24 protein-coding genes are annotated in these 24,368 nt (G+C 62.1%); 12 read left to right on the top strand and 12 right to left on the bottom strand.

The window, feature by feature from the left end; translation table 11 throughout:
• Positions 1 to 145: 145 nt before the first annotated feature.
• Positions 146 to 688: a cytochrome b gene (locus tag ACA053_RS10520; protein ID WP_497395345.1), complete on the bottom strand. Its 543-nt coding sequence runs from the start codon at positions 686 to 688 to the stop codon at positions 146 to 148.
• Positions 685 to 1,776, bottom strand: coding sequence for a catalase family peroxidase (locus tag ACA053_RS10515; RefSeq protein ID WP_497395343.1), 1,092 nt, complete (start codon positions 1,774 to 1,776; stop codon positions 685 to 687). The genes ACA053_RS10520 and ACA053_RS10515 overlap by 4 nt, the downstream gene beginning before the upstream one ends.
• Positions 1,777 to 1,939: 163 nt before the next feature.
• Between ACA053_RS10515 and ACA053_RS10510 the strand changes: the two genes are divergently transcribed.
• Positions 1,940 to 2,446, top strand: coding sequence for an RNA polymerase sigma factor (locus ACA053_RS10510; protein ID WP_109629333.1), 507 nt, complete (start codon positions 1,940 to 1,942; stop codon positions 2,444 to 2,446).
• Positions 2,443 to 3,195 carry an anti-sigma factor family protein gene (locus ACA053_RS10505; RefSeq protein WP_497395341.1) on the top strand — a complete coding sequence of 251 codons (753 nt, stop codon included), beginning with the start codon at positions 2,443 to 2,445 and terminating at the stop codon, positions 3,193 to 3,195. Before ACA053_RS10510 ends, ACA053_RS10505 begins: the two co-directional genes overlap by 4 nt.
• Before the next feature lie 46 nt (positions 3,196 to 3,241).
• Here ACA053_RS10505 and ACA053_RS10500 read toward each other — a convergent pair whose 3' ends face one another.
• Positions 3,242 to 4,078 carry an IclR family transcriptional regulator gene (locus ACA053_RS10500; RefSeq protein ID WP_109629330.1) on the bottom strand — a complete coding sequence of 279 codons (837 nt, stop codon included), beginning with the start codon at positions 4,076 to 4,078 and terminating at the stop codon, positions 3,242 to 3,244.
• Between the two features lie 243 nt (positions 4,079 to 4,321).
• Here ACA053_RS10500 and ACA053_RS10495 point away from each other — a divergent pair, with 243 nt between their 5' ends.
• The 7 genes from ACA053_RS10495 to ACA053_RS10465 all read left to right on the top strand — a co-directional run bounded on the left by ACA053_RS10495 (position 4,322) and on the right by ACA053_RS10465 (position 10,972).
• Positions 4,322 to 5,341 carry an ABC transporter ATP-binding protein gene (locus tag ACA053_RS10495; RefSeq protein ID WP_109629326.1) on the top strand — a complete coding sequence of 340 codons (1,020 nt, stop codon included), beginning with the start codon at positions 4,322 to 4,324 and terminating at the stop codon, positions 5,339 to 5,341.
• Positions 5,338 to 6,207, top strand: a complete 870-nt coding sequence (locus ACA053_RS10490; protein WP_109629324.1) for an ABC transporter permease — start codon at positions 5,338 to 5,340, stop codon at positions 6,205 to 6,207. The genes ACA053_RS10495 and ACA053_RS10490 overlap by 4 nt, the downstream gene beginning before the upstream one ends.
• Before the next feature lie 6 nt (positions 6,208 to 6,213).
• A complete protein-coding gene (locus ACA053_RS10485) occupies positions 6,214 to 7,008 on the top strand; it encodes an ABC transporter permease (RefSeq protein WP_077749753.1) in 795 nt (264 codons plus the stop codon).
• Between the two features lie 7 nt (positions 7,009 to 7,015).
• Positions 7,016 to 7,306: a (2Fe-2S)-binding protein gene (locus ACA053_RS10480; RefSeq protein ID WP_497317042.1), complete on the top strand. Its 291-nt coding sequence runs from the start codon at positions 7,016 to 7,018 to the stop codon at positions 7,304 to 7,306.
• Between the two features lie 133 nt (positions 7,307 to 7,439).
• Positions 7,440 to 8,795 carry an FAD/NAD(P)-dependent oxidoreductase gene (locus ACA053_RS10475; protein WP_497395339.1) on the top strand — a complete coding sequence of 452 codons (1,356 nt, stop codon included), beginning with the start codon at positions 7,440 to 7,442 and terminating at the stop codon, positions 8,793 to 8,795.
• Entirely contained in the window at positions 8,792 to 9,907 is a 1,116-nt protein-coding gene (locus tag ACA053_RS10470) for an NAD(P)/FAD-dependent oxidoreductase (protein ID WP_497395337.1), read from the top strand. Before ACA053_RS10475 ends, ACA053_RS10470 begins: the two co-directional genes overlap by 4 nt.
• An 18-nt stretch (positions 9,908 to 9,925) precedes the next feature.
• The gene (locus ACA053_RS10465; RefSeq protein WP_497317036.1) at positions 9,926 to 10,972 is read left to right on the top strand and encodes an ABC transporter substrate-binding protein; all 1,047 of its coding nucleotides are present in this window, start codon (positions 9,926 to 9,928) and stop codon (positions 10,970 to 10,972) included.
• 199 nt (positions 10,973 to 11,171) lie between these two features.
• On the opposite strand, the gene ACA053_RS10460 is transcribed toward ACA053_RS10465, so the two are convergent.
• The 7 genes from ACA053_RS10460 to ACA053_RS10430 all read right to left on the bottom strand — a co-directional run bounded on the left by ACA053_RS10460 (position 11,172) and on the right by ACA053_RS10430 (position 17,680).
• A complete protein-coding gene (locus tag ACA053_RS10460; protein ID WP_497395335.1) occupies positions 11,172 to 12,134 on the bottom strand; it encodes a Csu type fimbrial protein in 963 nt (320 codons plus the stop codon).
• Complete coding sequence (locus ACA053_RS10455) at positions 12,131 to 14,488, bottom strand: fimbria/pilus outer membrane usher protein (protein WP_497395333.1); 2,358 nt, start codon at positions 14,486 to 14,488, stop codon at positions 12,131 to 12,133. The genes ACA053_RS10460 and ACA053_RS10455 overlap by 4 nt, the downstream gene beginning before the upstream one ends.
• A gap of 196 nt (positions 14,489 to 14,684) precedes the next feature.
• On the bottom strand, positions 14,685 to 15,473 hold the full coding sequence (locus tag ACA053_RS10450) for a fimbrial biogenesis chaperone (RefSeq protein ID WP_497317030.1): 789 nt from the start codon (positions 15,471 to 15,473) through the stop codon (positions 14,685 to 14,687).
• A gap of 28 nt (positions 15,474 to 15,501) precedes the next feature.
• Positions 15,502 to 16,005: a Csu type fimbrial protein gene (locus tag ACA053_RS10445; protein WP_497395331.1), complete on the bottom strand. Its 504-nt coding sequence runs from the start codon at positions 16,003 to 16,005 to the stop codon at positions 15,502 to 15,504.
• Between the two features lie 4 nt (positions 16,006 to 16,009).
• Positions 16,010 to 16,546, bottom strand: coding sequence for a Csu type fimbrial protein (locus ACA053_RS10440; RefSeq protein WP_109629307.1), 537 nt, complete (start codon positions 16,544 to 16,546; stop codon positions 16,010 to 16,012).
• A gap of 20 nt (positions 16,547 to 16,566) precedes the next feature.
• Complete coding sequence (locus ACA053_RS10435) at positions 16,567 to 17,100, bottom strand: Csu type fimbrial protein (RefSeq protein ID WP_497317026.1); 534 nt, start codon at positions 17,098 to 17,100, stop codon at positions 16,567 to 16,569.
• A gap of 19 nt (positions 17,101 to 17,119) precedes the next feature.
• Positions 17,120 to 17,680 (bottom strand): Csu type fimbrial protein, encoded by a 561-nt coding sequence (locus ACA053_RS10430; protein ID WP_497317024.1) that lies wholly within the window; start codon positions 17,678 to 17,680, stop codon positions 17,120 to 17,122.
• A gap of 246 nt (positions 17,681 to 17,926) precedes the next feature.
• Between ACA053_RS10430 and zapE the strand changes: the two genes are divergently transcribed.
• Together zapE and ACA053_RS10420 are read left to right on the top strand one after the other, a co-directional pair.
• A complete protein-coding gene (zapE, locus tag ACA053_RS10425; protein ID WP_497395329.1) occupies positions 17,927 to 19,048 on the top strand; it encodes a cell division protein ZapE in 1,122 nt (373 codons plus the stop codon).
• A gap of 195 nt (positions 19,049 to 19,243) precedes the next feature.
• On the top strand, positions 19,244 to 20,560 hold the full coding sequence (locus ACA053_RS10420) for a leucine-rich repeat-containing protein kinase family protein (protein ID WP_497395327.1): 1,317 nt from the start codon (positions 19,244 to 19,246) through the stop codon (positions 20,558 to 20,560).
• Between the two features lie 136 nt (positions 20,561 to 20,696).
• Here the strand turns inward: ACA053_RS10420 and ACA053_RS10415 are convergent, their stop codons facing one another.
• Positions 20,697 to 21,404: a YebC/PmpR family DNA-binding transcriptional regulator gene (locus ACA053_RS10415; RefSeq protein WP_109629301.1), complete on the bottom strand. Its 708-nt coding sequence runs from the start codon at positions 21,402 to 21,404 to the stop codon at positions 20,697 to 20,699.
• A 233-nt stretch (positions 21,405 to 21,637) separates the two neighbouring features.
• Here ACA053_RS10415 and ACA053_RS10410 point away from each other — a divergent pair, with 233 nt between their 5' ends.
• Positions 21,638 to 22,966, top strand: coding sequence for a type VI secretion system Vgr family protein (locus tag ACA053_RS10410; protein WP_497395325.1), 1,329 nt, complete (start codon positions 21,638 to 21,640; stop codon positions 22,964 to 22,966).
• On the opposite strand, the gene ACA053_RS10405 is transcribed toward ACA053_RS10410, so the two are convergent.
• The gene (locus ACA053_RS10405) at positions 22,967 to 24,358 is read right to left on the bottom strand and encodes an FAD-dependent oxidoreductase (protein WP_497395323.1); all 1,392 of its coding nucleotides are present in this window, start codon (positions 24,356 to 24,358) and stop codon (positions 22,967 to 22,969) included. It abuts the gene before it with no gap.
• Positions 24,359 to 24,368: the final 10 nt, after the last annotated feature.

The following is a 24,368-nucleotide window of genomic DNA, read 5'->3' as shown; positions in this document are numbered from 1 at the left end:
GCGGTCCATGTAGCAGCTGCCGAAGGCTGCGTCCGGCTGCGAAGCAGTCGTAAAACCAAACACCGCGGTCTTTCATATCAACCGAGGTGTCCGAATTACGACCGCTTCGCAGCCGAACGCAGGCTGCGCCAGCTGCTACAGATCATCAGCGATCCTTCCCGCGCAACATGCTATCCAGCACCTCATCACGTCGCACCCAACCGTGAAACAACGCTGCTGCCAGATGCAACAGCACGGTTAGAAACAGCAGATACGCCAGATACCCATGAGCCTTGCGCAGAAACGCAAACATCTGTGCATTGGCCGGCAGGATCGACGGCAACTGAATCGAATTGCTGAGCATCACCGGGTCACCCGCCGCCGAGATCATCGCCCAGCCCAGCAGCGGCAAAATCAGCATCAACGCGTACAGCAAGACATGCGAAGCCTTCGCCGCCACCACTTGCCAACCGGGCAAGTCCGCCGGTAATGGTGGCTGTTGCGTGGAAAAACGCACCACCAGCCGCACAATCACCAGCAACAGAATCGCGATGCCCAAGGGTTTGTGCAGATGGATCAGCCATTCATGCCGCTCGGACACCGAGGCCACCATGCCCGCGCCGATAAACAGCATTGCGATGATCATCAGCGCCATCAGCCAATGCAGCAGCCGCGCCAACGGTGCGAAATGGTTAGGTTGAGCGCTCATTGATGAGCCTCCTGTTTAGCGTTGGCGGCAGGCAACTGTTTGACTTCACTGGTGCGGCGCAGGTAGGAACTGGCGTACCCCGCCGAGCGCGCGGCGAGCAATGGGTCGTCGGAACCTTCGATACCGGCCGGCAATACGAGGGGGTCGTAGTTGATGTCACGGCATTCGCCGTCGAGTTGCGGTTGCGTGCGTTCCAGCACCAAGGTGCCGGCGTTCACCACTTTGCGGCCGTCAGGCCAGGCCTTGCTGGCGTCGTTGACCGGATCACCGGCGTTCGCCAGGGTGATGTTCAACTGCCAACGCAGCGGCCCGGCGGACAAACGTTGCACCAGGTCTTTTTCCAGGAAGTCAGCCCCTTCAGGCGCCGTGGCACCCGCCGCATCCTGAGCAATCGGCGTCATGCTCCAACGCACCGCTTGGCGCTGACCGGCCGCGTTCACCAGGTAAAACGCGTTGACACTGTTGTAGGTCTCCGTCGCATAACTGGCTGACGGCTTGGCAGTCTTGATCCAGGCCAGGAACGGCGCGGCTTCCGGGTGAGCGCCAAAGAAGGCCGGAACCGCCGCGGGGTTCGGCTTGCCGGTGGCCGGGTCCGGCGATTGCGCTTGCTGCAATTGATAGAACGCTTCAGGCGTGCCCACCGGGAACACCGGCATGCTGTTCATCCCGGTGCGCCATTGCTGACCGTTAGCCTGGGTGAAACGCAACGCCATGCTGCGGATCGGCACGCTGTTGTCAGGCGCGTAGGGATTGCCCGCAGGCAATGCGAAACGCCCGACCACCGGGGTCTGCGGCTCGCTGAAGACCTGGGCGCTGGAATAGCTGCGTGCCTCGCCACTGCTCTCGAAATGCCCGATCACGCACACCCCTTTGGAGTGGTTACGGCGAAACCCCGGGTGCACGCCGTTGTTGGTTTCCAGCACATTGATCAGCTTTTTCGGCGTCAAGCGCTGTGGGTCGAGTGTGCCGTTGACGTAGGCAAAAGCCCCGGCCAAAACAGCGACGACCACAGCAATGCCGGTCAGGCGAAATGCCCGGCTCGCGGCACTCAAGGGTGGCCGGGTGGGCGGAGATGAGCGATCTACCATGAATGACTCCAGGGCCATCGGCCACAAGTGAGAAGAACCAAGCAGACGTACGCCACACCGCTTTATTCCATCGCCCGGTATTTATTTTTTCAGGCGTGGAATAACCTCCAATGGCGGGCGTCTCCCTGACACTCACCACAGCGTAGTGACTAGTCAGAACTTCATGAACGATATCGACGAACAACTCAGAGAAATCATTCCCAGACTGCGCCGGTTTGCCGTGTCGTTGACACGCAATCCCAGCAGCGCAGACGATCTGGTGCAGTCGAGCCTGGAGCGCGCCCTGTCGAGTTGGGGCGACAAACGTGCCGAGGGCGATTTGCGCGCCTGGCTGTTTTCTATTCTTTACCGGCAATTTCTCGACGCTCATCGGCGCACCCGGCGTTACGCGCGGATGCTCGAATTCTTTACCGGCCGTGACGATGCCGAGCCGTCGGTAGAACGCACCGTGATTGCCCAATCCACCCTGCAAGCCTTCGACCAGCTCACCACTGAACAGCGCGCGCTGCTGCTCTGGGTGTCGGTGGAAGGTTTGAGTTATAAAGAGGTCGCCGAGATTCTCGACGTCCCGACCGGCACCGTGATGTCCCGCCTGTCCCGCGCCCGTCAGGCCCTGCGCCAACTCAGCGACGGCGAAATCACCAGCCCTTCTCTGCGGATACTCAAATGATCAGCATGCCCCCGAGCGAACGCGACCTGCACGCCTACGTCGATCATCAACTCAACGACGCCGACCGACGCCTGGTGGAAACCTACCTGGCGAGCAATCCGGAAACCGCCGCGCAAGTGCGCGACTGGCAGCAGGACGCCCAACAACTGCGCGCGGCCATGAGCGGCGCGTTGCACTACACGGCCAACCCGGACCTCGACCCGGCGTTGATCCGCCAACGAATCAGACGCCAGTCCCGCCGTCATCTGGCCAGCGCTGCGGTGCTGTTGATCGCCGTCAGCGTGGGCGGATTGAGCGGCTGGCAGGCGCGGGAAATGACGCTGGTCAGCGCGCCACCGCCGATGACCGATGCGATGCAGGCTTACCGTTTGATCGCCCAGCAAGGCATCCTGCCGGCCGACTACAAGGTCAGCGACGACGGCGACATGCAGGGTTGGCTCGACCGCTATTTCTCTCACGCCAATCGCCTGCCGGACCTGTCGGGCTCAGGCTTCAAACCGGTCAGCGGCCGCTTGCTCAGCACCGAGCAAGGGCCGGCGGCGATGGTGGTTTACGAGGATCAGGGCGGGCACAAGATCAGCTTCTACGTGCGACCACCCGGGCCGAAAAACAACCTGCTGCCTCGGGGCAGTCGCAGCGATGGTGAATTACAGGCCGAGTATTGGTCCGGCGCCGGTTACAACTATGCGATGGTCAGCCCGAGCGATACACCGGCGGCGCAGATGCTCAAGCAGACCACCCAGTTCTGACCACACCACCGATCCCCCTGTGGGAGCGATGATGTGAGGGATGTGTTCAGCCCTGCCCGAACACTTGCGAAGGCCTGCGCAACAACGGATCAAACGGATTGATCCGCGGCCCGATCAACGCCGCTTCGCGCTTGAGCATCTCCACCACCGTCGGCAAACGGTCCGGCCCCAGGCGATCACTCACCGTGGCTACGCTCAACGCCGCCACGGCCCGCCCCTCGCGATCCAGAATCGGCACTGCCACCCCGGCCATGCCTTGCAGCACGCCAGTGTTGCGCCCGGCGTAACCCAGCGTGCGCACATTCTCGACTTCCGAACGCAGGAACACCTCGTCGTACAGGTGAAAATCCTTGAGCCGCGGCAAGTTGTAATGGATCACCGTATCGCGCTCCTCCTCCGGCAGAAACGCCAGAATCGCCAGGCTGCCCTGCCCCACACCCAGCGCCACCCGCCCACCGATATCGCCGGTAAAGGTGCGAATCGGAAACGGCCCTTCGCTGCGGTCCAGACAGATCGCATCAAAGCCGCTGCGCGCCAGCAAAAACAACGAATCCCCCAACGAAGCCGACAGCCGCAACAACGACGGCCGCACCAGTTCGCGCAGGTTTCCGGTGTTGCCGGCCCGCGCCGCCAACGCGAAAAACTCCAGGCTCAGGCGATAGCGTTTACTGCGTGCATCCTGCTCGACCATGCCTTCGTCCATCAAACTGCGCAACAAGCGGTGGGTGGTCGGTTGCGACAGCCCGATGCGCTGCGCCAGTTGCGTCACTCGCTCCCCGCCCTCGACGGTGTCACCCAGGCTGCGCAATACCGCAAACAGTCTGGACACAGCCCCGACACCGACTTCATTTTTGTTTTCATTCCGCTCAATGGAATCAGGCATGTGATTTCTCGACAATAAATTTACTCACTGAATGAAACTGAAAATAGTCATCGCTTCAGTGAAATAGGCCATTGAGCCCATCCTAGGCTTCGTCCTACTCTGCGTCCAGACAGGGGCGATTCGAACAACAGCGGCAGCCGACTGAAGTCGAGCGCCAACGCACCCAGCAACACCTTTCGTATCTGCCCATACAAAAAAGCGCGCCTTCGGGCGACGCATAACAATCTCAGGTGGAGCGCAGTTATGGCTTTTGTGCAACTTGAAGGACTCGGCAAACGTTACGGCGAGATCGACGCCGTCGTCGCCACCGACCTCTCGGTCGAGAAAGGCGAATTCGTGTCCCTGCTCGGCCCCTCCGGCTGCGGCAAAACCACCACCCTGCAAATGATCGCCGGCTTCGTTGAAGTCAGCAGCGGGCGCATCCTGCTCGACGGTCGCGACATCACCCACGCCAAACCCGCCAGCCGTGGCTTGGGCGTGGTGTTCCAGAGTTACGCGCTGTTCCCGCACATGACCGTCAAAGACAACGTCGCCTTTGGCTTGCGGATGCGCAAAGTGCCCGCTGCCGAGTTGCAACAGCGGGTCGATCGGGTGCTGAAACTGGTGCGCCTCAATCAGCACGCCGAGCGTTACCCTCGGGAACTCTCCGGCGGCCAACGCCAGCGTGTTGCACTGGCCCGGGCCCTGGTGATCGAGCCGCCGGTGCTGCTGCTCGATGAGCCGCTGTCCAACCTCGACGCCAACTTGCGCGAAGAGATGCAATTCGAGATCCGCCGCATCCAGCGCGAAGTCGGGATCACCACGTTGATGGTGACCCACGATCAATCCGAAGCGCTGTCGATCAGCGACCGCGTGGTGGTGATGCAGGCCGGGCGCATCACCCAGATCGATGCGCCCTACACCCTTTACGAACACCCGCGCACCGAGTTCATTTCCGGCTTCGTCGGCAAAGCCAATTTGCTGCCCGGCGAGCGTGATGCCGCCGGCGTGGTCCAGGTGCAAAGAGACGGTGACCTGACCCTGAGCCTGCGCCCGGAAAAAATCGATTTGCGCGACCAGGGCCAGGGTCGCCTGCAAGGCAAGATTGTCAGCCGTTTCTTCCTCGGCAGCCAATGGTTGTACGGCGTCTCGACGACCTTGGGCGAACTCAGCGTGGTGCGCCGCAACGACGGTTCGGCACCGCTGACCGAAGGCACAGCGGTCGGCCTCGATTGGGACGCGACATTGCTGCGGGTGCTGACTGTCGATGAGGTGCCGGCATGAGTACGCTTGCCGCCATTCGCCAAGGGCGCCAGGGTTACTGGCTGTCGGCACCGGCCCTGGCGTTGTACCTCGGGCTGCTGATCATCCCGCTGCTCCTGACCCTGGTGCTGTCGTTCAACGTCTTTGACTACAGCTCGGGGATCAATGGCGACGCTTTCACTTTTGATCACTACAGCAGCTTGCTGGGCGATCCGTACTTCTACGAAATCTTCCTGCGCACAATGTGGATCAGCGCCTTGACCACCCTGCTCTGCGTGGTGATCGGTGTGCCAGAGGCCTACATCCTCAGCCGCATGGGCGCGCCTTGGCGCTCGATTTTCCTGATTCTGATCCTCACGCCGCTGCTGATATCAGTGGTGGTGCGCGCCTTCGGCTGGAGCCTGCTGCTCGGTGCCGACGGGCTAGTCAACCAGACCCTGCAAGCCTTCGGCGGCTCGCCGATGAAGTTGCTGTACACGCCGTTCGCAGTGGTGATTGCGCTGGTCCACGTGATGCTGCCGTTCATGATTATTCCGGTCTGGACCTCGCTGCAGAAACTCGACCCCGCCGCCGAGCAGGCCGCGCTGTCGCTGGGCGCCAGCCACTTCACGGTAATGCGCCAGGTGGTGTTGCCGCAGATCATGCCGGGCGTGTTGTCGGGCACCTTGATCGTGTTCGGCCTCGCCGCCAGTTCCTTTGCCATTCCCGGCCTGCTCGGCGGGCGTCGCCTGAAGATGGTCGCGACGCTGATCTACGACCAATACCTGTCGGAGCTCAACTGGCCGATGGGCGCAGCCATCGCGGTCGCGCTGCTGTTGCTCAACCTGCTGATCATGCTGTCGTGGAACCGGATGATCGAAGGCCGCTACAAGAAGTCATTGGGATAACTCGTCATGTCCAAGAACGGTCCTTTCGCCCTGCTGTTCCATGCCCTGGTGGTGCTGTTCATGCTCGCGCCGCTGGTGGTGGTGTGCCTCGTGGCCTTCACCCCGGAAAACACCCTGAGCCTGCCCACCACGGAGTTTTCCCTGCGCTGGTTCCGCGCGGTGTTCGAGCGCGCCGACTTTGTCGATGCGTTCTACAACAGTCTGATTCTGGCATTTTGCGCGGCCAGTATCGCGACGTTAATTGCGGTGCCGGCGGCGCTGGCGATCACGCGTTTCGAGTTTCCGGGCCGGGATTTTCTCAACGGTTTGTTTTTGTCACCGATCATCATTCCGCACCTGGTGCTGGGTGTGGCGCTGTTGCGTCTGTTTGCGCTGATGGGCGTCAACGGTAGCTTCGCCTGGCTGATCTTCGCCCATGTGCTGGTGATTACGCCGTATGTGTTGCGGTTGGTGTTGGCCTCGGCCATTGGCCTGGATCGCAGCGCCGAACACGCGGCGCAATCACTCGGTGCCGGGCGTTTCACGCTGTTCCGGGAAATCACCTTGCCGATGATTCTGCCGGGGGTCGCCGGCGGTTGGCTGCTGGCGTTCATCAACAGTTTTGACGAGGTCACGCTGTCGATTTTCGTCACCTCGCCGGCCACGCAAACCCTGCCGGTGCGCATGTATGTGTACGCCACCGAATCCATTGACCCGATGATGGCGGCGGTGTCGGCACTGGTGATCGGGCTGACTGCGCTGACGATGATTCTGCTCGATCGGGTGTATGGCCTGGATCGGGTGCTGGTGGGTAAACAATGAGGGCGCCATGGCACTGCTGAAACGACTGGCCGAAGGCGACCGCCCGGCTGTGGAATTTACCCTCGACGGGAAACCGGCGACCGGCCTGCTCGGCGACACGCTGCTGACCGCCGTGCTGACCTGCAGCGAACACCTGCGCGGCAGCGACTTCAGCGCCGAACCCCGCGCCGGCTTCTGCCTGATGGGCGCCTGCCAGGACTGCTGGGTGCGCCTGGGCGATGGCCGCCGCGTGCGCGCCTGTTCAACACTGCTTGAAGCCGGCCAACACATCAGCCGCGAACCGGGGCGCTCCGTATGAACACCTTTTCTACCCGCAGAACCGAGACCCCCTGTGGGAGCGAGCCTGCTCGCGATAGCGGTCTGTCAGTCACCACCCATGTTGAATGGGCCGCAGTCATCGCGAGCAGGCTCGCTCCCACAGGGGGATGGGTATGAAGCCTGTGGTCATTGTCGGTGCCGGGCCGGCGGGGATTCGGGCGGCGCAGACGTTGGTGGCGCATGGGGTTCGTCCGGTTCTGTTGGACGAAGCGGCGCGCGGTGGCGGGCAGATTTATCGGCGCCAGCCGGAGAATTTCAAGCGCTCGGCGGTCAAGCTGTATGGCTTCGAGGCGAGTAAGGCCAGTGCGTTGCATCAGACGATCGACGCGCTGCGCGAACACCTCGACTACCGCCCCGAGACGCTAGTCTGGAACGCCGAAGACGGTGCGCTGGACACCTTGCATGTGGGCCGTGCCGCACGACTGGAATTCTCCCGCGTGATCGTCGCCACCGGTGCCACCGACCGGATTCTGCCGGTGTCGGGCTGGACGTTGCCGGGTGTCTACAGCCTCGGCGCCGCGCAGATCGCGCTCAAATTCCAGGGCTGCGCCATCGGTGAACGCGTGGTGTTCGCCGGCAGCGGCCCGTTGCTGTACCTGGTGGCGTATCAATACGCCAAGGCCGGCGCGAAGGTGGTGGCGGTGCTCGACAGCTCCCCTTTCAGCGCTCAGGCCCGCGCCCTGCCCGGCCTGCTGTCGCAACCATCGACGCTGGCCAAAGGCATCTATTACCGCAGCTGGCTGACCGCCCACGGCATCCCGGTGCATCAGGGCGCAACCCTGAAACGCATCAATGGCGAACAACGCGTGCACTCGCTGGACTGGTCCAACGCCAAAGGTGAACAGCAGATCGATTGTGACGCCGTCGCCTTCGCCCATGGCCTGCGCAGTGAAACCCAACTCGCCGATTTGCTGGGTTGCGCATTCGCCTGGAACCCACTCAACCGCGCCTGGTTGCCGCAGCGCGACCACGCCGGCCGCAGCAGTGTCGCCGAGGTTTATCTGGCTGGTGATGGCGCCGGCATCATGGGCGCCGATGCCGCTGAAATGGCGGGTGAACGGGCAGCCCTGGCATTGCTCGAAGACATCGGCTACCTGATTCCACCGCAACGTCCCGACAACCTTGAACGCTCCCTGCAACGCATCGGCGAATTCCGCCACGGACTGGAGCGCGCCTTCGCCTTTCCCGAGCACTGGGCCAACGAAACCGCCGATGAGGTGGTCGTCTGCCGCTGCGAAGAAGTGCGCGCCGGCGAGATCCGCCAGGTGGTGCGTGAAGGTCACTGGGAGATCAATCGGGTCAAGGCGCATTGCCGCATTGGCATGGGTCGCTGCCAGGGGCGGATGTGCGGTGCCGCAGCGGCGGAAATCATTGCCTGCGAAAGCCGGCGCCCGGTGTCGGAAATCGGTCGATTACGGGCGCAGGCGCCGATCAAACCGCTGCCGTTTGGCCTGGAGGTCGAGCCATGATCGAAGTCGATGCGGTGATCATTGGCGGCGGCATTGTCGGGGCCTCGGCCGCACTGTTTCTGAGCAAGGCCGGCCGTCGTGTCGCGCTGCTGGAGCGCGACTTTTGCGGCTCGCATTCCAGCGGCGTGAACTACGGCGGCGTGCGACGACAGGGCCGTCCGCTGTCGCAGTTGCCATTGTCGCAACGGGCCCACGAGCTATGGGGACAGTTGCCGCAACTGATCGGCATCGACGGCGAATACCAGCGCAGCGGTCACTTGAAACTGGCCCGCAGCCTCAGCGATCTGCATGCCTTGCAGCACTATGCCGTCAGTAGCCAGGGCTTCGGTCTCGATTTGCAGGTGCTCGACCGACGCGAATTGCGCGCGCGTTTTCCGTGGGTCGGCGACGTCGCAGTGGGCGCATCGTTTTGCCCGGACGACGGCCACGCCAACCCGCGACTGGTGTCCCCCGCCTTCGCGCAAACGGCTCGTCGGCACGGCGCGCAAGTCCATGAACAATGCGCCGTAACGGCGGTGGAACATGACGGTCAGCGCTTTCGTATCAGCACTCAAACCGGCCTCGAATTGCACGCGCCCTGGTTGCTGAACTGCGCCGGGGCCTGGGCCGGACACCTGGCCGCACAGTTTGGCGAAGCGGTGCCCATGCACGCCGGCCACCCGGCGATGCTGGTCACCGAGCCATTGCCGCTGGTGATGAATGCCAGCACCGGCGTCGAGGGTGGCGGCATCTACGCCCGCCAGGTGGCGCGCGGCAATTGCGTGCTCGGCGGCGGCCAGGGTTTTGCCCTCGATGACGCGCGCGCCCGCCCCGGCCAGCACGCCGTGATCGAGATCTTGCGCCAGGCCGTCGAGCTCTACCCGTTTCTTGAAGGTGCCCAGGCGATTCGTACCTGGAGCGGCACCGAAGGTTATCTGCCTGATCGCCAACCGGTGATCGGGCATAGCAGCACCCGGCCCGGTCTGTTGCACGCTTTCGGCTTTGCCGGCGCGGGTTTCCAGATCGGTCCGGCGGTGGGCCTGGCGCTCACCGAGATCATCTGCAGCGGCGCCTCCAAGACGCCACTGGATGCGTTTTCCATCACCCGGTTTCACTCCATCTCCGTTGCTTGATAGAGGAAGGTCGCGCCAATGAATAACGTCAAACGCACTGCACTGCTCGGTTTCTCCTGTCTGACTGCCCTGTTCACAGTCACCCAGGCCCAGGCCGAACCCACGCTTTATCTCGGCATGAACGGCGGGACCATGGAGCGGCTCTATGCCGACAAGGTGCTGCCGGTGTTCGAGAAGGCGAACAACGTCAAAGTGGTGATCGTGCCGGGGACTTCCGCCGATATCCTGGCCAAGGTCCAGGCCAGCAAAGGCAACCCGCAGATGCACGTGATGTTCCTCGACGACGGCATCATGTACCGCGCCATCGCCATGGGCTTGTGCGACAAGCTCGAAGACAGCGCACCGCTGGCGCAGATTCCGGCCAAGGGTCGCATCAAGGATCAAGCAGTGGCGGTCAGCCTCGGCGTGACCGGGCTGGCGTACAACACGCGCCTGTTCAAGGAGAAAGGCTGGGCTGCGCCGACCTCGTGGATGGACATGGCCGACCCGCGCTTCAAGGACAAACTGGTGTTCCAGTCGATGGCCTCCTCGACCTTCGGCCTGCACGGTTTCCTGATGTTCAACCGGATTCAGGGCGGCAGCGAAACCGACGTCGAACCGGGCTTCAAGGCTTGGCCGAATACCGTCGGGCGCAACGTGCTGGAGTACATTCCAAGTTCGGCGAAGATTTCCGAAATGCTCCAGACCGACGAAGCGGCGCTGTTCCCGCTGACCCCGACCCAGGTCACCGCGCTGAAACTCAAGGGCATGCCGGTGGAATATGCGCAGCCCAAGGAAGGCTCCGTGGTGCTCAACGTGGCTGAGTGCGCCATCGCCAACAACACCCAACCGGAACTGGCGCAGAAACTCGCTGCGTTTTTGCTGACCCCTGAAGCCCAGGCCGCGGCGCTGGAAGATGGCGACCAGATCCCGTCCAACCCGAACACGCCGACCACCGACAAGACCCGCGGCCAGGTCGAGGCGATGAAGCAGTACCTGACCACCGCGATTGCGATTGATTGGGATCAGGTCAACGAACAGCGCCCGGCGTGGAATGCGCGGTGGAATCGCAGCATTGAGCGGTAGTCACTGACACTACTGTTCGACTGGAATGCTACCCCTGTAGCAGCTGCCGAGCAGCGCGAGGCAGCGTTCGGCTGCAAAGCAGTCGTAAAATCAGGCAACCGGTTCTTTCAGGAAAACCGCGTAACCCGGGTTTACGACTGCTTCGCAGCCGAACGCTGCCTCGCGCTGCTCGGCAGCTGCTACAGGTGGGAGTGCTTGGTTAGAACCCGACATCAAGGATCACGCTGTCCAGATAGGTCCCGGCCGGCGGTGTGATCTGGTCCGTGTAGATTTTTGCGTTGTAGTTAAACACCTGGCTGCCCGTGCCCAAGCCATTGCCTGGGTTGACCTCCGCATCGGAACTGGCCCGGCGCGCACTGCCGACATTGCCCCAGCGGGTGGTGCCGGCGCTCTTGAAGATGTCGTAGGCCAGGTAATTGGCCCCGGAGATCATCTGTCGACGCCCGCCGATACCGGCCGCATGCTGGCCGTCGTCCAGCCCCACGGTGTACGCGCTGCCCTTGGTGCAGGCCAGGTTGATGGTCTGGCCGGTGACGGCGGTGAAGGCGCTGACCACCGGCGCACTGCCGAAACTGATGTTCGGCGCGGTGATGGTGCAGTCGTTGGCCACGGTCATGTTAACGGTTAACGTCGCAGTGCCACTGCCGATGTCGCGCCCCAGGCAGATGCTGCCGGCACCGACGCCCGCGCAATAATTCCAGTTCCAGAAAATACTCAGGGTTTCGCTGTAGACGCCCGCTGCCACATTGCTGCCGATGGTCGTGCGCAAATAAACGGGCGCGGTTTTCGGTATCACACTGCCCAGCAGGCCGAGGGCGTCGATGATGCCATTGCGGGCGAAATCGAATGCCACGGCCCGGTTGATCGGATAGCTGGTGCTGTTGTCGGCGTACAACGTGTAGCCGATGACGTCCCCGGTCGGCCCGAGCAAGCCGGATTGAGTCGATGAGACTGTTGCGTAGAAGTGGTCATTATTGGTCAGCAAAGACAGCAGTGAACCGCTGCAACTCAACCCCGCATTGGGGGTGGAACTGGTTTGAGCCGTGGTGCGCACCGCAATCGAACTCTGGGAACCGAACCCCGCCGCTGTGGTGCTGACCACAGAGCACAGCGCCCAGGCGCCACCCGGCAGCCACAGTGCCAAAAACACCAGCCATTTCATTGGCACACCAACGGACCGATCAACGGAATCTGATCCTGATTCAAGTCCACGGCGAAATGCACCTGACAGGTCTTTCCATCCGCCAGGGTCACCTGCAAGCTGTTTTGCTTCTGAAGGTTTTCCAGGTACACCAGACCGTCCCAACCGACCACGGTTTGTACGCCGCTCTGCTCGTGTACAACGTTGCTGCCCAAGGGCAACTCCTGTTGCTGCGCATCCACCAGCACGATGCTCGCGGCAATCACCTTGGTGAGTGGAAACTCCAGCAGATAACCGCTGCCCCGGCGTACCGCGATCCGCTGCTCGACATTGGGGCTGCGCACGTTGGCCGGCAAATTCAGCGGATCGATCTCGTATTTGCCACGGTAATAGGCGCTGCTCCACGGCACCAGCAAGTGGCCGTTGCGATCCGTCTGGCCGACCTGCTGGTTTTCGTAGCGCACGGGAATGTCGGCGAAACCCTCGGTGCTGACCACCACGAACGCATCGTCGATCCGGTTGGCCGCAAACACCTGACGGTCCATCCAGACCAGCGAACCGCTGGCATCGGCCCAACGGGTTTCAGCGTCGCTGTTGCCGTAGACACCCGCCTGCAACTGCACCGATTGCAGGCGCCAGGTCAGGTCGGCCTGACGATAATCCGGGCCGTCGCCCTGGGCGTAACCGAGGTTGAAACCCACCCCGCCTTCGGTGGGCACCGCACGGCTGTAGTTGACCCGCTGCTGGTTTTGCCCGGTCTTGCTGCGCTCGCTGCTGATGGCCAGGCTACCGCGCAGATCGAAGGGGATCACCAGTTGCGCCTGCACCGCCCAGTTGCTGTCACCGATTTCGCGGTTGGCCGACAGGTAGAAACTACTGTTGCGCCACAAGGGTTTGCTCCAGGTCATGTTGAGCAGCCGGGTGCGCGAATCATCCGCCGCACGCACGTCGAAATAACCGACACCGAGGCTGCCCCAGGTCTCGAGGTTGAGGCTCAGGGTCGCTTGTTCGCTGCGTGTGCTCAGGGTGGTGTAAGGGCTGTCGATCACGGTCAGGTCGGCGTAATGGTCGCGACGTTGCAGACGCTGCCAGGAGAAGCTGTAGCGCTGGCTGCTGTACTGATAACCGAGGCTCAGTTGCTGACCGCTTTTGCCGTCGAAACGGCTTTGGCTGAGCGCAGTATTGAGCACCCCGAAATTGCCCAGCCGCAGGTTACCGCCCACGCCACCGAGACTCAGGGAATCCGAAGCTTCGGCATGGCTTTCCAGGGTGAGGTTATCGCTCAGGCCGTAACGCAGGCTGCCGGACGTAACACCGGGGCCGTAGCTGAAATCGCGGATCCCGTAGTCCCGGCGCAAGGTGCCCGCCGCCACGGAATAATCACTCAAGCCTTTTTGCAGCAAGCTGCTGGTGACGTAGAACGGCACCGTGGTCGAGACCTGTCGGCCCAGTGCATCCGTCGTCACCACGACCGCTTCGCCGGCGCCGTTGATGAACGGGATATTGGTCAGTGTGTAAGGCCCGGGCTGCAGTTCGGCGCTACTGGATTTGTAGCCATTGATGAACAGGTCCACCGAGGACGGCACTGCCGCTTCCCCGGCAAACTGCGGCAACGGATAGGTCACCAGGTCCGGGCGCACGCCGAAGTCGCGGGAGACCTGCACGCCGCCCAGGCGCACCGAACTGCTCCAGGGCAAGGCGCCGCTGACCAGGTCGCCGGCCTCATAAGTGAGCAATCGCTCGTCGTCGGAGTAACGCCAGGTGGTGTCGTAGCGCAGGTAACCGTTGTTCAGTGTGCTGACCGCATTCCCCGACAAGGTGCGGCGGTATTGCCCGGTGTTGGACAGCGTGCCCCAGCTGTCGAACAGCCTTACTTCGTTCCACGCCGCAAGGTAGGTGCCGGCGTCATCGGTGTCGTTGAGGTACAGGTCGTAGTTGAGCAAGGCCCCGAAACTGCTCAGCGCTGGCGTTCGCGGATAGGCTTGGCGGTTGCCGACGAACTGCTCCGGCAGCCAGTCCGGCGGAACCTCCAGCAGCAGCCGTTGAGCACCACTGTCGTACTCGCTGTGCAGGCCCGGCAGGCTGTCGAGGTCGACTTCGGTGTCGGTGTTTTCAGGCAATTTGATGCCGCTGTCGCGCAACGCACTGGCCGGTAGAAAGAAGCTTGCGCCCCGCTGCTCCACCGCCACGATTCGTCCGGTATTCATCTGATTGACCACCAATTCCAGAAACAACTGTGCATCCGCCACAGCCTCCATGCCGCTGGGCGGGGGCGGCAGATCACCGGCCCGGGCCTGAGAGTTGAACACCAACCAGCACGCGCAGCTCAATGCCCACAACGGCCGCTGGAAACTGCGAGCCAGGCGTTGGCTCATTCGCGCATTAGGTCCGTCTATGGACAGATCCCTCCTTGTCACAGCACACACGACCTGTAGCAGCTGCCGAAGGCTGCGTTCGGCTGCGCAGCAGTCGCTTGATCAGGCACCGGGGTTATTCAGGTAAATCGCGGAGACCGTTTTGCGACTGCTTCGCAGCCGAACGCGGGCTTCGCCAGCTGCTACAGGGATGTGATCAACGAGCGGGCGTGATGCTTTGAACCTGCGGCGCGCCATTGATCCGCACCTGCAACGCCGGATTGGCGGCCATCGGTCCCGGTGCCGGCCAGCGCATGATTGCGCCGGGCAGCACGTAACCCAGCAGGCCTTCCACCAGGGGTTGGGTCTGGCCGCCTTGCTTGAGTGCCACATCGGTCAGCCGAGCATGCACTGCGCCCTGATTGCGCACTTCGACATAGGGCCGACCGTCCACCGCCACCGTACGCCAGCTCAGATCGGGCAAGCCGACGCCTTTGGGATCGCGTTGGCGGGTGGTGTCTTCCTTGCTCCACAGCCCGGCGCCATAGGCGAACAACGGGACGGAATAACGCATCTGAAAACGAATCGCCGCAGCGGTCTTGCCGTTTTCGGAAGCCGGGGTTTTAGCCGAGGGAATTTCATCGATGATGATGCGGTAAGCCAGTTCCTGCCCCGGTGGAATCTCCCGGGTGCGGGTCAGGCGCACCAGTTGTTTCTGACCCGGTTCAATCTTCGCCACCGGTGGGCTGCCAATCACATCGCGCTGATTCTGATACTGATCGTTGAAGCCGCTCTGGCTCCAGGCGAATACCCGGATCTGCAGGTTGGCGGTCTCATTGCCGCGGTTTTCCAGCCACAAGGCACTGGCCTGTTGATCAGCCTCCAGCACCGGGTCGATCGGCCAGATCAGCACCGAACTGGCGGCTTGCACCTCGACCGTCCCCAGCAACACCATCACCAATACCGCACAACGCATGACTGAATGCCGCTGCGAAGGTGAACTCATAGGCCTGCTCCTTATTCAAAACGACGCGTTACCACGACAGCTGCACCTGCAACACATCGCTGTACGTCCCCCCAGGCTGATTGCCCGGTAATTGCACCCGTCCATAAATCGGCAGGCTGATGTTATTGGCATCGCTGTAGGCCACGGCAACACTCTGGCCAATCCCCAGGCTCTGGCTGAACGCCGCATCGCGAAACAGCTGATACGCCACACGGTTACTGCCGGTGGTGAGCTGCATATGCCGCCCGCTGTTGTTGTACTGGCCACCATCGACACTCATGTTCATCGTCACCCCCGGCGTGCATTGCAAACGCACACCAGCGCTCAACGCCACCTGCACCGTGTCGGTGGCCAGGGCTGACTGACTGCCGAAGTCGAGGCTGCCGTAATTCGATACGCCGCCCACCACCAGGCACCCGGCGGTGATCGTAGCGCTGACCTGAAAACTCTGGCTGGTCACCGCCGCCAGCGGCAACGGCACGCTCCCAGCACACAGCAGGATCAGCGCCGCATAGCCGTGCTTTTGGGTCATCGCGCTAGAACGTCAGTTCGACGGCAACGGTGTCGGTGTAAGTACCGGCCGGTAGCCCGGCCTTGCCCACGGCTTTACCGTAGAGGTTCACGGTCTGCGCCACACCGGTGCTGGTCGCGAGATTGATCACCCCGTCGATGGCCAGAATCTGAGAATGCCCGGAGTCGGTGTACAGGTCATACGGCACGTAGTTGCCACTGCCATCTGCCAGCGCCCGGGTTCCGCCGGCAGACAGGCCGTCATTGGCACCCGCCCGGACCTTCACCGCCGGCGTGGTGCCGCTGGAACAGAGGATCGACAACGCCCCGCCACCGCCGCCCAGCACTTGCGCATTGGCGGTGGTGAACAGGCTGTTTTCGGTGCCGAAATTCAAAGCACCGAAGTTCAGGCCGCTGGAACCACCGGCACCGTTGACCTGACAACTGTTGGTCAGGATCAGGCTGGAGGTGATCTGGCCGGTGACCGTGGTCGCGGCATGGGCACTGGACACCAGCGTCAGGCCGAGCAATGACAAACCTATCCTTGATACGAGCATGTGCATGGTGTCCGTCCTCTACGGGGTTACCAATCCAGCGTTACCGTCAGGGTGTCGGTATAGACACCGGCCGGTAGCGCTCGGGCATTCGCCACCACCGAGCCAAATACCGGAATCGGTATCCGGGCCCCGCTGGTGACAGCGAAATTGTGTTGCTGGCCGATGCTGTAACGCTGGTTTCCGGACGCATCGAGGAACAACTGATAAGGGATGGTCTCGCTGCCGTTGCTCAGGCGACGAGTCGTACCGTCGCCATGGGCGCCGCCATCAATGGTGACGGTGAACCCGGTGACCGACGGATTGCAGACCACGTTCAGCCTGCCGTTACCGTCATCGCCCAGGCTGGCGTTGATCGGACGATTCCAGGTCGGGCCTTGCTGGCCAAAATCAAGCGTGCCGAAATCGCTGGGCGCACTGCCAGGTTCGGCACCATTGGTGACTTCACATCCGGAGGTAATGGTCAGCCGCGCATGAATCTGCCCGCTGACCGCGGCTTGCGCGTCTTCGGCCAGCAGAACCAGCAAGCTCGTGGCGATCACCCTCCAGTGCCTGTTTGTCATGGCGCCAACCCACTCCTCGTTACCAGGTGACCGTCACTTTCACCACGTCTGAATAGCGGCTGACACGGGGAATCTCCGCGAGCCGTTCGATACGGGCATACAAGGGCAAATCCACTGAACCGGAATCCGGTACACGACCACTCACCGGGACATTCACCGCCAGCGGGATCAGTCGCGCCGGGTCCTGGTAGAGCCGATAAGGGATGGGTTTGCTGCCGGCGGAACCGGCCATGTAGCGCACGTCACCGACACCACCGTGCAGGCCGCCGTCGACGCGTAATTGATAAGGGGTGTCGGGGTTGCATTCGAGCCGTGGCAGTCGCTCATTCATCAGCGCCGCGCCCAGCGGTCCGGCCGGGTCATCCAGTCGCGCGGTGCTGCCGAAGTCGAGCACGCCCAGTTGCTCGATTCCTGCTCGGTGTTGCTGCCCAATCACCTGGCAACCACGCTGCACGTCGATGCGCACGTCGACCTGAAGTTCGGCGGCAAACACTTGCGCGCTGAGCGCCAGACCTATAATTGCCACGACCCTAATTCCTTTCACGGTCCCATTTCCTTGTGTGGGGTGGCTACTAGACATCAGGGTAGCAATGGACCCGAATTTCGCCAGCCGCTGATCGTCATTGCACCTCTGCAACAGGCGTTTTCTACCGGGATTTGGCGGAATAACACCGATATAACGGCTTAAAAAAGCTCTACAACCCGAAGAATCCTGTTGAGATATCGGGTCATCGGTCGACAGCACTGGCAGGCAAATTCAGCCTTTGGTTACACTACGCCGCCGCAGCTCGGGCAGCCTGCCTGACGATTACGGGGTGACCTCACAGTGGCTGTTCGACCGCCCAACCGTTCGCGACTCGCACCGCGCTGGCCCTCGCTTCGCCGTTTGTTCGGCAAGGTGTCGGCTGCGCCAGCCAGTGCGTCCGGTCGAGTGATCCACGACTACTTCCGCCACAAGGCTCACGCCCAGGGCTACACCCTCAGCCACAGCCAACAGCGCGTGATCGACTGCATGGCGCAGCACGCCACGGCACTGCTCGGTGCATCGGCGAAAACACTCCCCGGCCTTTACTTGCATGGTGCGGTCGGTCGCGGCAAGAGCTGGTTGCTCGACGGGTTTTTCCAGGCCATCCCGATCGCGGAAAAACAGCGCCTGCACTTTCATCAGTTCTTTGCCCGGCTGCACCAGGGCATGTTCACTCACCGTGATCAGCCCGATGCGCTGGCCGTCACCCTTGATGAGTTGCTGAACGACTGCCGCGTGTTGTGTTTCGACGAGTTCCACGTCCACGACATCGGCGATGCGATGCTCATCACGCGCCTGTTCAAGGCTTTGTTCCAACGGGGTATCCTGCTGCTGGTGACCTCCAATTATCCGCCGGAAGGTTTGTTGCCCAACCCGCTCTACCACGCCCGGTTCAAACCGGTGATCGACTTGATCCACGCGCGCATGCAGGTCATGGAAGTCGGCGGGCCCCATGACTACCGCAGTCAGATGAAAACACACGCGCATCAGGTGTTTACCCAGGGACGGTACGTCTGGCCGGGCACCGTGGAGCAACGTCAGGCGTTGAAACTGCCGGAACGTGGCGCACCGGCCCTGCAACTGCCGGTCGGCGCACGGCATCTTCAAGCGCGACGCTGCGAAGACCGCAGCATCGGTTTTACCTTTGACGACCTGTGCGAACACCCCACGGCAGTCATGGATTACCTGGACCTGTGCCGGCGTTTCGATGACTGGACCATCGACCAGCTGCCCAACCTGGCAGCGTGCTCGATGGCGGCGCAACAGCGTTTCATCAATCTGATTGACGTTTTGTACGATCAGGACAAGCACCTGACGTTGGTCGGTGAGCAGTCGTTGCGTGAAAGCCTGGGGGGCGATGCGATTGACTTTGCGCGTACGCGGAGTCGGTTGGGGCAGTTGATGGAGGTCAGGGAGCCGTAGTTTTTGTGTCGCAGTTTCGGCCTCTTCGCGAGCAAGCCCGCTCCCACTGGTGACCGAGTTGCCTGGGTGGACTCGGACTCATGTGGGCGCGGGCTTGCTCGCGAAGGCGGCCTCACAGGCAACCTGCCTTTGCCGCTATCATGTCGCCCATTTCCAGGCCCCCGCGCCCTCCCTCGATCAAAAGCGAACCCGCCCATGGATACCCTCGCCCAACTGCGCGCCGGTCAACTGACAGGCATCACCCGTCTGGACCTGGCTTGCGGCCTGACCGAATTTCCACGCGAAATCTTCGATCTGGCGGACTCACTGGAAGTGCTCAACCTCAGCGGCAACGCCTTGAGCTGCCTGCCGGATGACCTGCATCGCCTGACCCGTTTGCGCGTGCTGTTTTGCTCGGACAACCAGTTCACCGAACTGCCCGCGTGCCTCGGCCAATGCGCCGCGCTGACGATGATCGGCTTCAAGGCCAATGCCATCGAAACCGTCCCTGCGGCTGCACTGCCGCCGCTGCTGCGCTGGCTGATCCTGACCGATAACCGCCTGCTTGAATTGCCCGCCGAGTTGGGTCATCGCCCACACCTGCAAAAACTCATGCTTGCCGGCAACCGCTTGCAACGCCTGCCCGAAAGCCTGAGCCACTGCCATCAACTCGAACTGATCCGCATCGCTGCCAATCAGCTGACCGAACTGCCCGAGTGGCTGCTGACCCTGCCGAGCCTGACCTGGCTGGCCTACGCCGGGAACCCGCTGGAAACCGAAGCCGATGCGGCGGCCCTCAATGCCACGGCGAGCATCCCGTGGTCCGGGCTGCGCCTGGAGCAACAATTGGGCGAAGGCGCTTCGGGGGTGATTCATCGGGCCACGTGGGAACGACCGGGCCAACCGGCCACTCAAGTCGCGGTCAAACTCTACAAAGGCGAAATGACCAGCGATGGTTCACCGCTGCACGAAATGAACGCCTGCATCACCGCCGGCATTCACCCCAATCTGATCCGGGTCGAAGGCCGCATCGTCGGGCATCCCGAACAGCAGGCCGGGCTGGTGATGCAACTGATTGATCCGAGTTATCGCAATCTCGCCGGGCTGCCGAGCCTGGCGTCCTGCACCCGTGACGTCTATGCCGATGACACCCGTTTCAGTGCTGAGGTGGCGCTGCGCATAGCCCGTGGCATCGCCTCGGTGGCGGAGCATTTGCACCGCCAAGGCATCACCCACGGCGATCTCTATGGCCACAATATCTTGTGGAACGAGCACGGGGATTGCTTGCTGGGGGACTTTGGCGCGGCGTCGTTCCATGCGACATCCGACAGCCTTGAAAGCCGTGCGCTGCAACGCATTGAAGTGCGGGCGTTTGGGGTGTTGCTGGGGGAATTGCTGGCGCGGATCGATTCGGGGTTGAGCGATGAAAGGCGTGTGCAGCTGGAGGAATTACAGCAGCGCTGCTGTCAGGCGCAGGTGTTGGCGCGGCCGGGGTTCAGGGAGATAGGACTGGAGTTAGCTGCCTCCCACTGAGCTAAAGGCAAATACAAAACCTGTGGCGAGGGAGCTTGCTCCCGCTGGACGGCGGAGCCGTCCCAAAAACGACGGCTGCTGCGCACCCGAGCGGGAGCAAGCTCCCTCGCCACAATAGAATCACAAACAGTTCGGCTTAACCCGCCAAACCAACAAACATATCCTGCACATCATCATGGTTATCGAGGCCTTCCAGGAACGCCTCGACTTCAGCCATCTGCTCGTCGCTCAAACCGCTCACCGGGTTTTTCGGCTGATAACCCAGCTTGGCCGCCAACACGGTAAAGCCTTGCTCAGGCAGCGCTTTCTGAACGGCGTCCAGGTCACCAGGTTCGGTCAGGAACAGGGTGGTGCCCTCTTCTTCACCTGGCTCGAAATCCTGGGCTCCAGCTTCGATCGCGGCCATTTCCGGATCGGCGTCAGGGCTGTCCGGGGACGCTTCGATCATGCCCACATGGTTGAAATCCCACGCCACCGAACCGGACGCGCCCAATTGGCCCTTGCGGAAGGCCACGCGGATTTCCGCGACGGTGCGGTTGATGTTGTCGGTCACGCACTCAACGATCAGTGGTACCTGATGCGGGGCGAAACCTTCGTAGGTCACGCGATGGTACTGCACGGTTTCGCCCAACAGGCCCGCGCCTTTCTTGATCGCGCGATCCAGGGTTTCCTTGGGCATCGAGGCTTTCTTGGCCTGCTCGACCACCAGGCGCAGGTGTGCGTTGGTGGCAGTATCGGCACCGTTGCGGGCAGCTATGGTGATTTCTTTCACCAGTTTGCCGAAGATCTTGCCCTTGGCGTTAGATGCCGCTTCTTTGTGTTTAACCTTCCACTGTGCGCCCATTACTCACTCTCTTGATCTGTGGCGCCGAGACATCTATTGGCCGACGCATGGCGCCAAGTTTATACGGCCTAAAGTTGGCAATCGACCAAAAATTCCACCTGGCCCACCGGCGTGACCAATCGACATATTCACCAGTGCTTGTAGGGCGATTCTGAAAAGTCGATTTGCGGTGACTATAAGGGGCCGTGGTTTCGTACCCTCTGCGCCCATATTCCATGGCAGAAGCGCGTTCGATGCACAACGACAAGGAAAGTCCCTACACCCTGACCCTCCTGGACAGTGGATTGAGTCTGCAGGTGTTGCGGTTCAGTGGCCGTGAACGTCTCAATCAGCCCTATCGTTTCGAGATCGAAGTGATCGGCCTGGCACCGGCCATGAACCTTACGCAGTTGCTGCAGCAACCGGCGTTCCTGAGCCTGGGGGATGAAACCGGCATTCACGGCATCTTGCACACCGCCAGTCGCGAATACCGTGGCCCGCACCGGGTCGGCTACGAACTGGTGCTGGTGCCCTGGCTCCAACAACTGGACCATCGCCCTTGCCGTCGGGTGTTTCATCAACTCGGCGTGCCCGACATCTTGCACCAGTTGCTCGTCGACAACGCAATTCCCGAACACAGCTACCGTCTTGAACTACCGAACGGGCGTTATCCCGTGCGACCGTTTTGCATTCAGTTTGACGAGACCGACCTGGCCTTCCTGCAACGGCTCTGCGAAGAGGAAGGCATCCACTATCACTTCGAACATCAGCGCGACGGCCATGTGCTGGTGCTGGCGGATGACAGCCTGAGCTTTCCCCAGGAACCGCTGTTGATGCCGTTTTACGACGAATCACCTCAAGGCACCCACGCGCCGGTGATCAGTGAGTTGTTCCAGCGTCATGCCTCGCCCCCACTGACCGCGGCGCCTGCGCCGCAACAGCTCGAGCGTGAGCAATCGAGTCGTCGCTTACTCGAACGTCTGCGCTGCCAACATCGGCAGATACAGGGGCAAAGTAACCACAGTGAATTGCGCAGTGGCTGCATCGTGCAAGTATCGGAACATCCCATCGCGAACTTCAACGATCAGTGGCTGCTCACCGAAATCCGGCATCAGGGCCAACAGCCGTCGATTCTCGCCGAGGACACATTCAACACAACCCGGCGTTACAGCAACCAATTCAGCGCCATCCCGTGGTCAACGGTGTTCCGCCCCGCGTTGACACAGGCCAGGCCGAGCATTCCGGGCTATCAACCGGCGCGAGTGTTGGGCCCTGCCGGTCAACCGGCGGTGCTGGATGCACAGGGGCGGATTGAGGTTCGGTTGTGGCCCACAGCGCCGGCCGATGACGATCAATCCACCGGCCTGTGGCTACCCGTGGCGCTAGCCGCGGCGGACGGTCGGATCGATCCGTCGAGGCTGCCGCTCGCGGGCACCGAGGTGCTGATCAGTTTTCTCGACAGCGACCCGGATCGCCCGGTGCTTTGCGTCGCGGCGAGCAACCCGCCCGCGCCTCGACTCGCTCGCCAGCCCCGCAGTGACGGCCGACTTCTGCTCGATTGGCTGGTCAACCGTCAGGATTGATCAGCCCTTGTCAGCCTTGCCCGCAGCCGCCGCGAATTTGGCCAGTCGCACATCCAGATGCCGTGGCCGGCGTCCGTGATCCTCGGCGCGCTCCTTGCGGCGGATGGCGTTGCGCACCAACAATGAGCCGAGGTAACGAATCGGTTCCGGCGGAAAGAAACCCAACGGGCCATTGACCAAGGGCGAGCGAGTCCAGGCATTGTCCAGCCCCTGAACCATCGAGGCGAGGATCTGCCCGCCCATATGGCACGGGCCGACGCCGCTGCCGGAATAACCGAAACCGTAAAACACGTTACCGCTGGCACTCATCTGGCCGAAGAACGGCAAACCGGTCACCGAGCGGTCCGAGGGGCCATTCCAGGTGGCATCGACCTTGACCTCGGCAAACGCCGGGAAGAACTCGCTCAGGCTGTGTTTCAACAAACCGGCATAGGGTGACGGTTGATCGAACACCGGCAACATTCGCCCGCCGTAGGCAAAGGTATTGCCACCTTTACCAAGCATGATCCGACCGTCCGGGGTGTTGTGGTAGTAGTGCACGAAAATCCGCGAATCGAGCACCGTGACGCCGCTGGTCAAACCGATTTCGTTGAGCAGATCGGGCCGGGGCTCGGTGATCAGCATGTCGCTGGAAACGATCGCCACACTGCGCTCGAATTGCGGGAACGCGCGGGCCATCCAGGCGTTCATGGCCAACACCACCCGGTCAGCGTGGATGGTGGCGTTGGGGGTTTGAATCCTCGCCGCCCGGCCCTCCTCCAGGCCGGTCATCGCCGTGTTCTCATGAATCCTCACGCCCAGCTGCAAGGCAACCCGCCGCAAACCGCGCACCAGCTTGCCCGGCTGCACACTCGCGGCGGCCGGCGAGAACCAGCCTTCCAGATGCTTGCTGGAGCCGGCCATGCGCTGCACGTCAGCAACCGGCCTTTGCGTAAAGGAGTTGATGCCGTTGCGCTCCAGCGCCGCGATCACCGCATCGGTCGAGCCGCATTGCGCGCGGTTGGTGGCGGTGTAGAGCGTGCCATCGAGGCGGTAATCGGCGTCCACGCCGTACTGTTCGCAGAAGGTGCCGATCGCATAAATGCTGTGCTCGGATTCCTTGACCAGCCGCACCGCCTCCTCGACCCCGAACAACCTTTCCAGGGTGAAATACTTGGCCGACCACGACAGCGCACAGCCGCCGTTTCGTCCGCTGGCGCCGGCTCCGCAGATGTCCGCTTCGATCAGCAGCACATCCAGCTCGGGGTTCTGCTCTTTGAGCATGATCGCGGTCCACAGCCCGGTGTAGCCGCCGCCGACGATGCAGACGTCAGCCCGGGTATTACGAGCCAAAGGTTCACACGGCACGCAGGACTCAGCCTCCAGCGCCTGTTCCAGCCAGAAAGGTCTCATCGGTTTTTCC

The sequence above is a fragment of the Pseudomonas sp. LBUM1672 genome, assembly GCF_059695655.1.
The sequence above is the reverse complement of the archived record's forward strand: the minus strand, read 5'-3'. Positions and strand labels throughout refer to the sequence as shown.

What these genes read in the sequence shown, in the direction of transcription:
- ACA053_RS10520 (WP_497395345.1), bottom strand. Translation starts at nt 688, where the DNA reads ATGAGCGCTCAACCTAACCATTTCGCACCGTTGGCGCGGCTGCTGCAT.
- ACA053_RS10515 (WP_497395343.1), bottom strand. Translation starts at nt 1,776, where the DNA reads ATGGTAGATCGCTCATCTCCGCCCACCCGGCCACCCTTGAGTGCCGCG.
- ACA053_RS10510 (WP_109629333.1), top strand. Translation starts at nt 1,940, where the DNA reads ATGAACGATATCGACGAACAACTCAGAGAAATCATTCCCAGACTGCGC.
- ACA053_RS10505 (WP_497395341.1), top strand. Translation starts at nt 2,443, where the DNA reads ATGATCAGCATGCCCCCGAGCGAACGCGACCTGCACGCCTACGTCGAT.
- ACA053_RS10500 (WP_109629330.1), bottom strand. Translation starts at nt 4,078, where the DNA reads ATGCCTGATTCCATTGAGCGGAATGAAAACAAAAATGAAGTCGGTGTC.
- ACA053_RS10495 (WP_109629326.1), top strand. Translation starts at nt 4,322, where the DNA reads ATGGCTTTTGTGCAACTTGAAGGACTCGGCAAACGTTACGGCGAGATC.
- ACA053_RS10490 (WP_109629324.1), top strand. Translation starts at nt 5,338, where the DNA reads ATGAGTACGCTTGCCGCCATTCGCCAAGGGCGCCAGGGTTACTGGCTG.
- ACA053_RS10485 (WP_077749753.1), top strand. Translation starts at nt 6,214, where the DNA reads ATGTCCAAGAACGGTCCTTTCGCCCTGCTGTTCCATGCCCTGGTGGTG.
- ACA053_RS10480 (WP_497317042.1), top strand. Translation starts at nt 7,016, where the DNA reads ATGGCACTGCTGAAACGACTGGCCGAAGGCGACCGCCCGGCTGTGGAA.
- ACA053_RS10475 (WP_497395339.1), top strand. Translation starts at nt 7,440, where the DNA reads ATGAAGCCTGTGGTCATTGTCGGTGCCGGGCCGGCGGGGATTCGGGCG.
- ACA053_RS10470 (WP_497395337.1), top strand. Translation starts at nt 8,792, where the DNA reads ATGATCGAAGTCGATGCGGTGATCATTGGCGGCGGCATTGTCGGGGCC.
- ACA053_RS10465 (WP_497317036.1), top strand. Translation starts at nt 9,926, where the DNA reads ATGAATAACGTCAAACGCACTGCACTGCTCGGTTTCTCCTGTCTGACT.
- ACA053_RS10460 (WP_497395335.1), bottom strand. Translation starts at nt 12,134, where the DNA reads ATGAAATGGCTGGTGTTTTTGGCACTGTGGCTGCCGGGTGGCGCCTGG.
- ACA053_RS10455 (WP_497395333.1), bottom strand. Translation starts at nt 14,488, where the DNA reads ATGAGCCAACGCCTGGCTCGCAGTTTCCAGCGGCCGTTGTGGGCATTG.
- ACA053_RS10450 (WP_497317030.1), bottom strand. Translation starts at nt 15,473, where the DNA reads ATGAGTTCACCTTCGCAGCGGCATTCAGTCATGCGTTGTGCGGTATTG.
- ACA053_RS10445 (WP_497395331.1), bottom strand. Translation starts at nt 16,005, where the DNA reads ATGACCCAAAAGCACGGCTATGCGGCGCTGATCCTGCTGTGTGCTGGG.
- ACA053_RS10440 (WP_109629307.1), bottom strand. Translation starts at nt 16,546, where the DNA reads ATGCACATGCTCGTATCAAGGATAGGTTTGTCATTGCTCGGCCTGACG.
- ACA053_RS10435 (WP_497317026.1), bottom strand. Translation starts at nt 17,100, where the DNA reads ATGACAAACAGGCACTGGAGGGTGATCGCCACGAGCTTGCTGGTTCTG.
- ACA053_RS10430 (WP_497317024.1), bottom strand. Translation starts at nt 17,680, where the DNA reads ATGTCTAGTAGCCACCCCACACAAGGAAATGGGACCGTGAAAGGAATT.
- ACA053_RS10420 (WP_497395327.1), top strand. Translation starts at nt 19,244, where the DNA reads ATGGATACCCTCGCCCAACTGCGCGCCGGTCAACTGACAGGCATCACC.
- ACA053_RS10415 (WP_109629301.1), bottom strand. Translation starts at nt 21,404, where the DNA reads ATGGGCGCACAGTGGAAGGTTAAACACAAAGAAGCGGCATCTAACGCC.
- ACA053_RS10410 (WP_497395325.1), top strand. Translation starts at nt 21,638, where the DNA reads ATGCACAACGACAAGGAAAGTCCCTACACCCTGACCCTCCTGGACAGT.
- ACA053_RS10405 (WP_497395323.1), bottom strand. Translation starts at nt 24,358, where the DNA reads ATGAGACCTTTCTGGCTGGAACAGGCGCTGGAGGCTGAGTCCTGCGTG.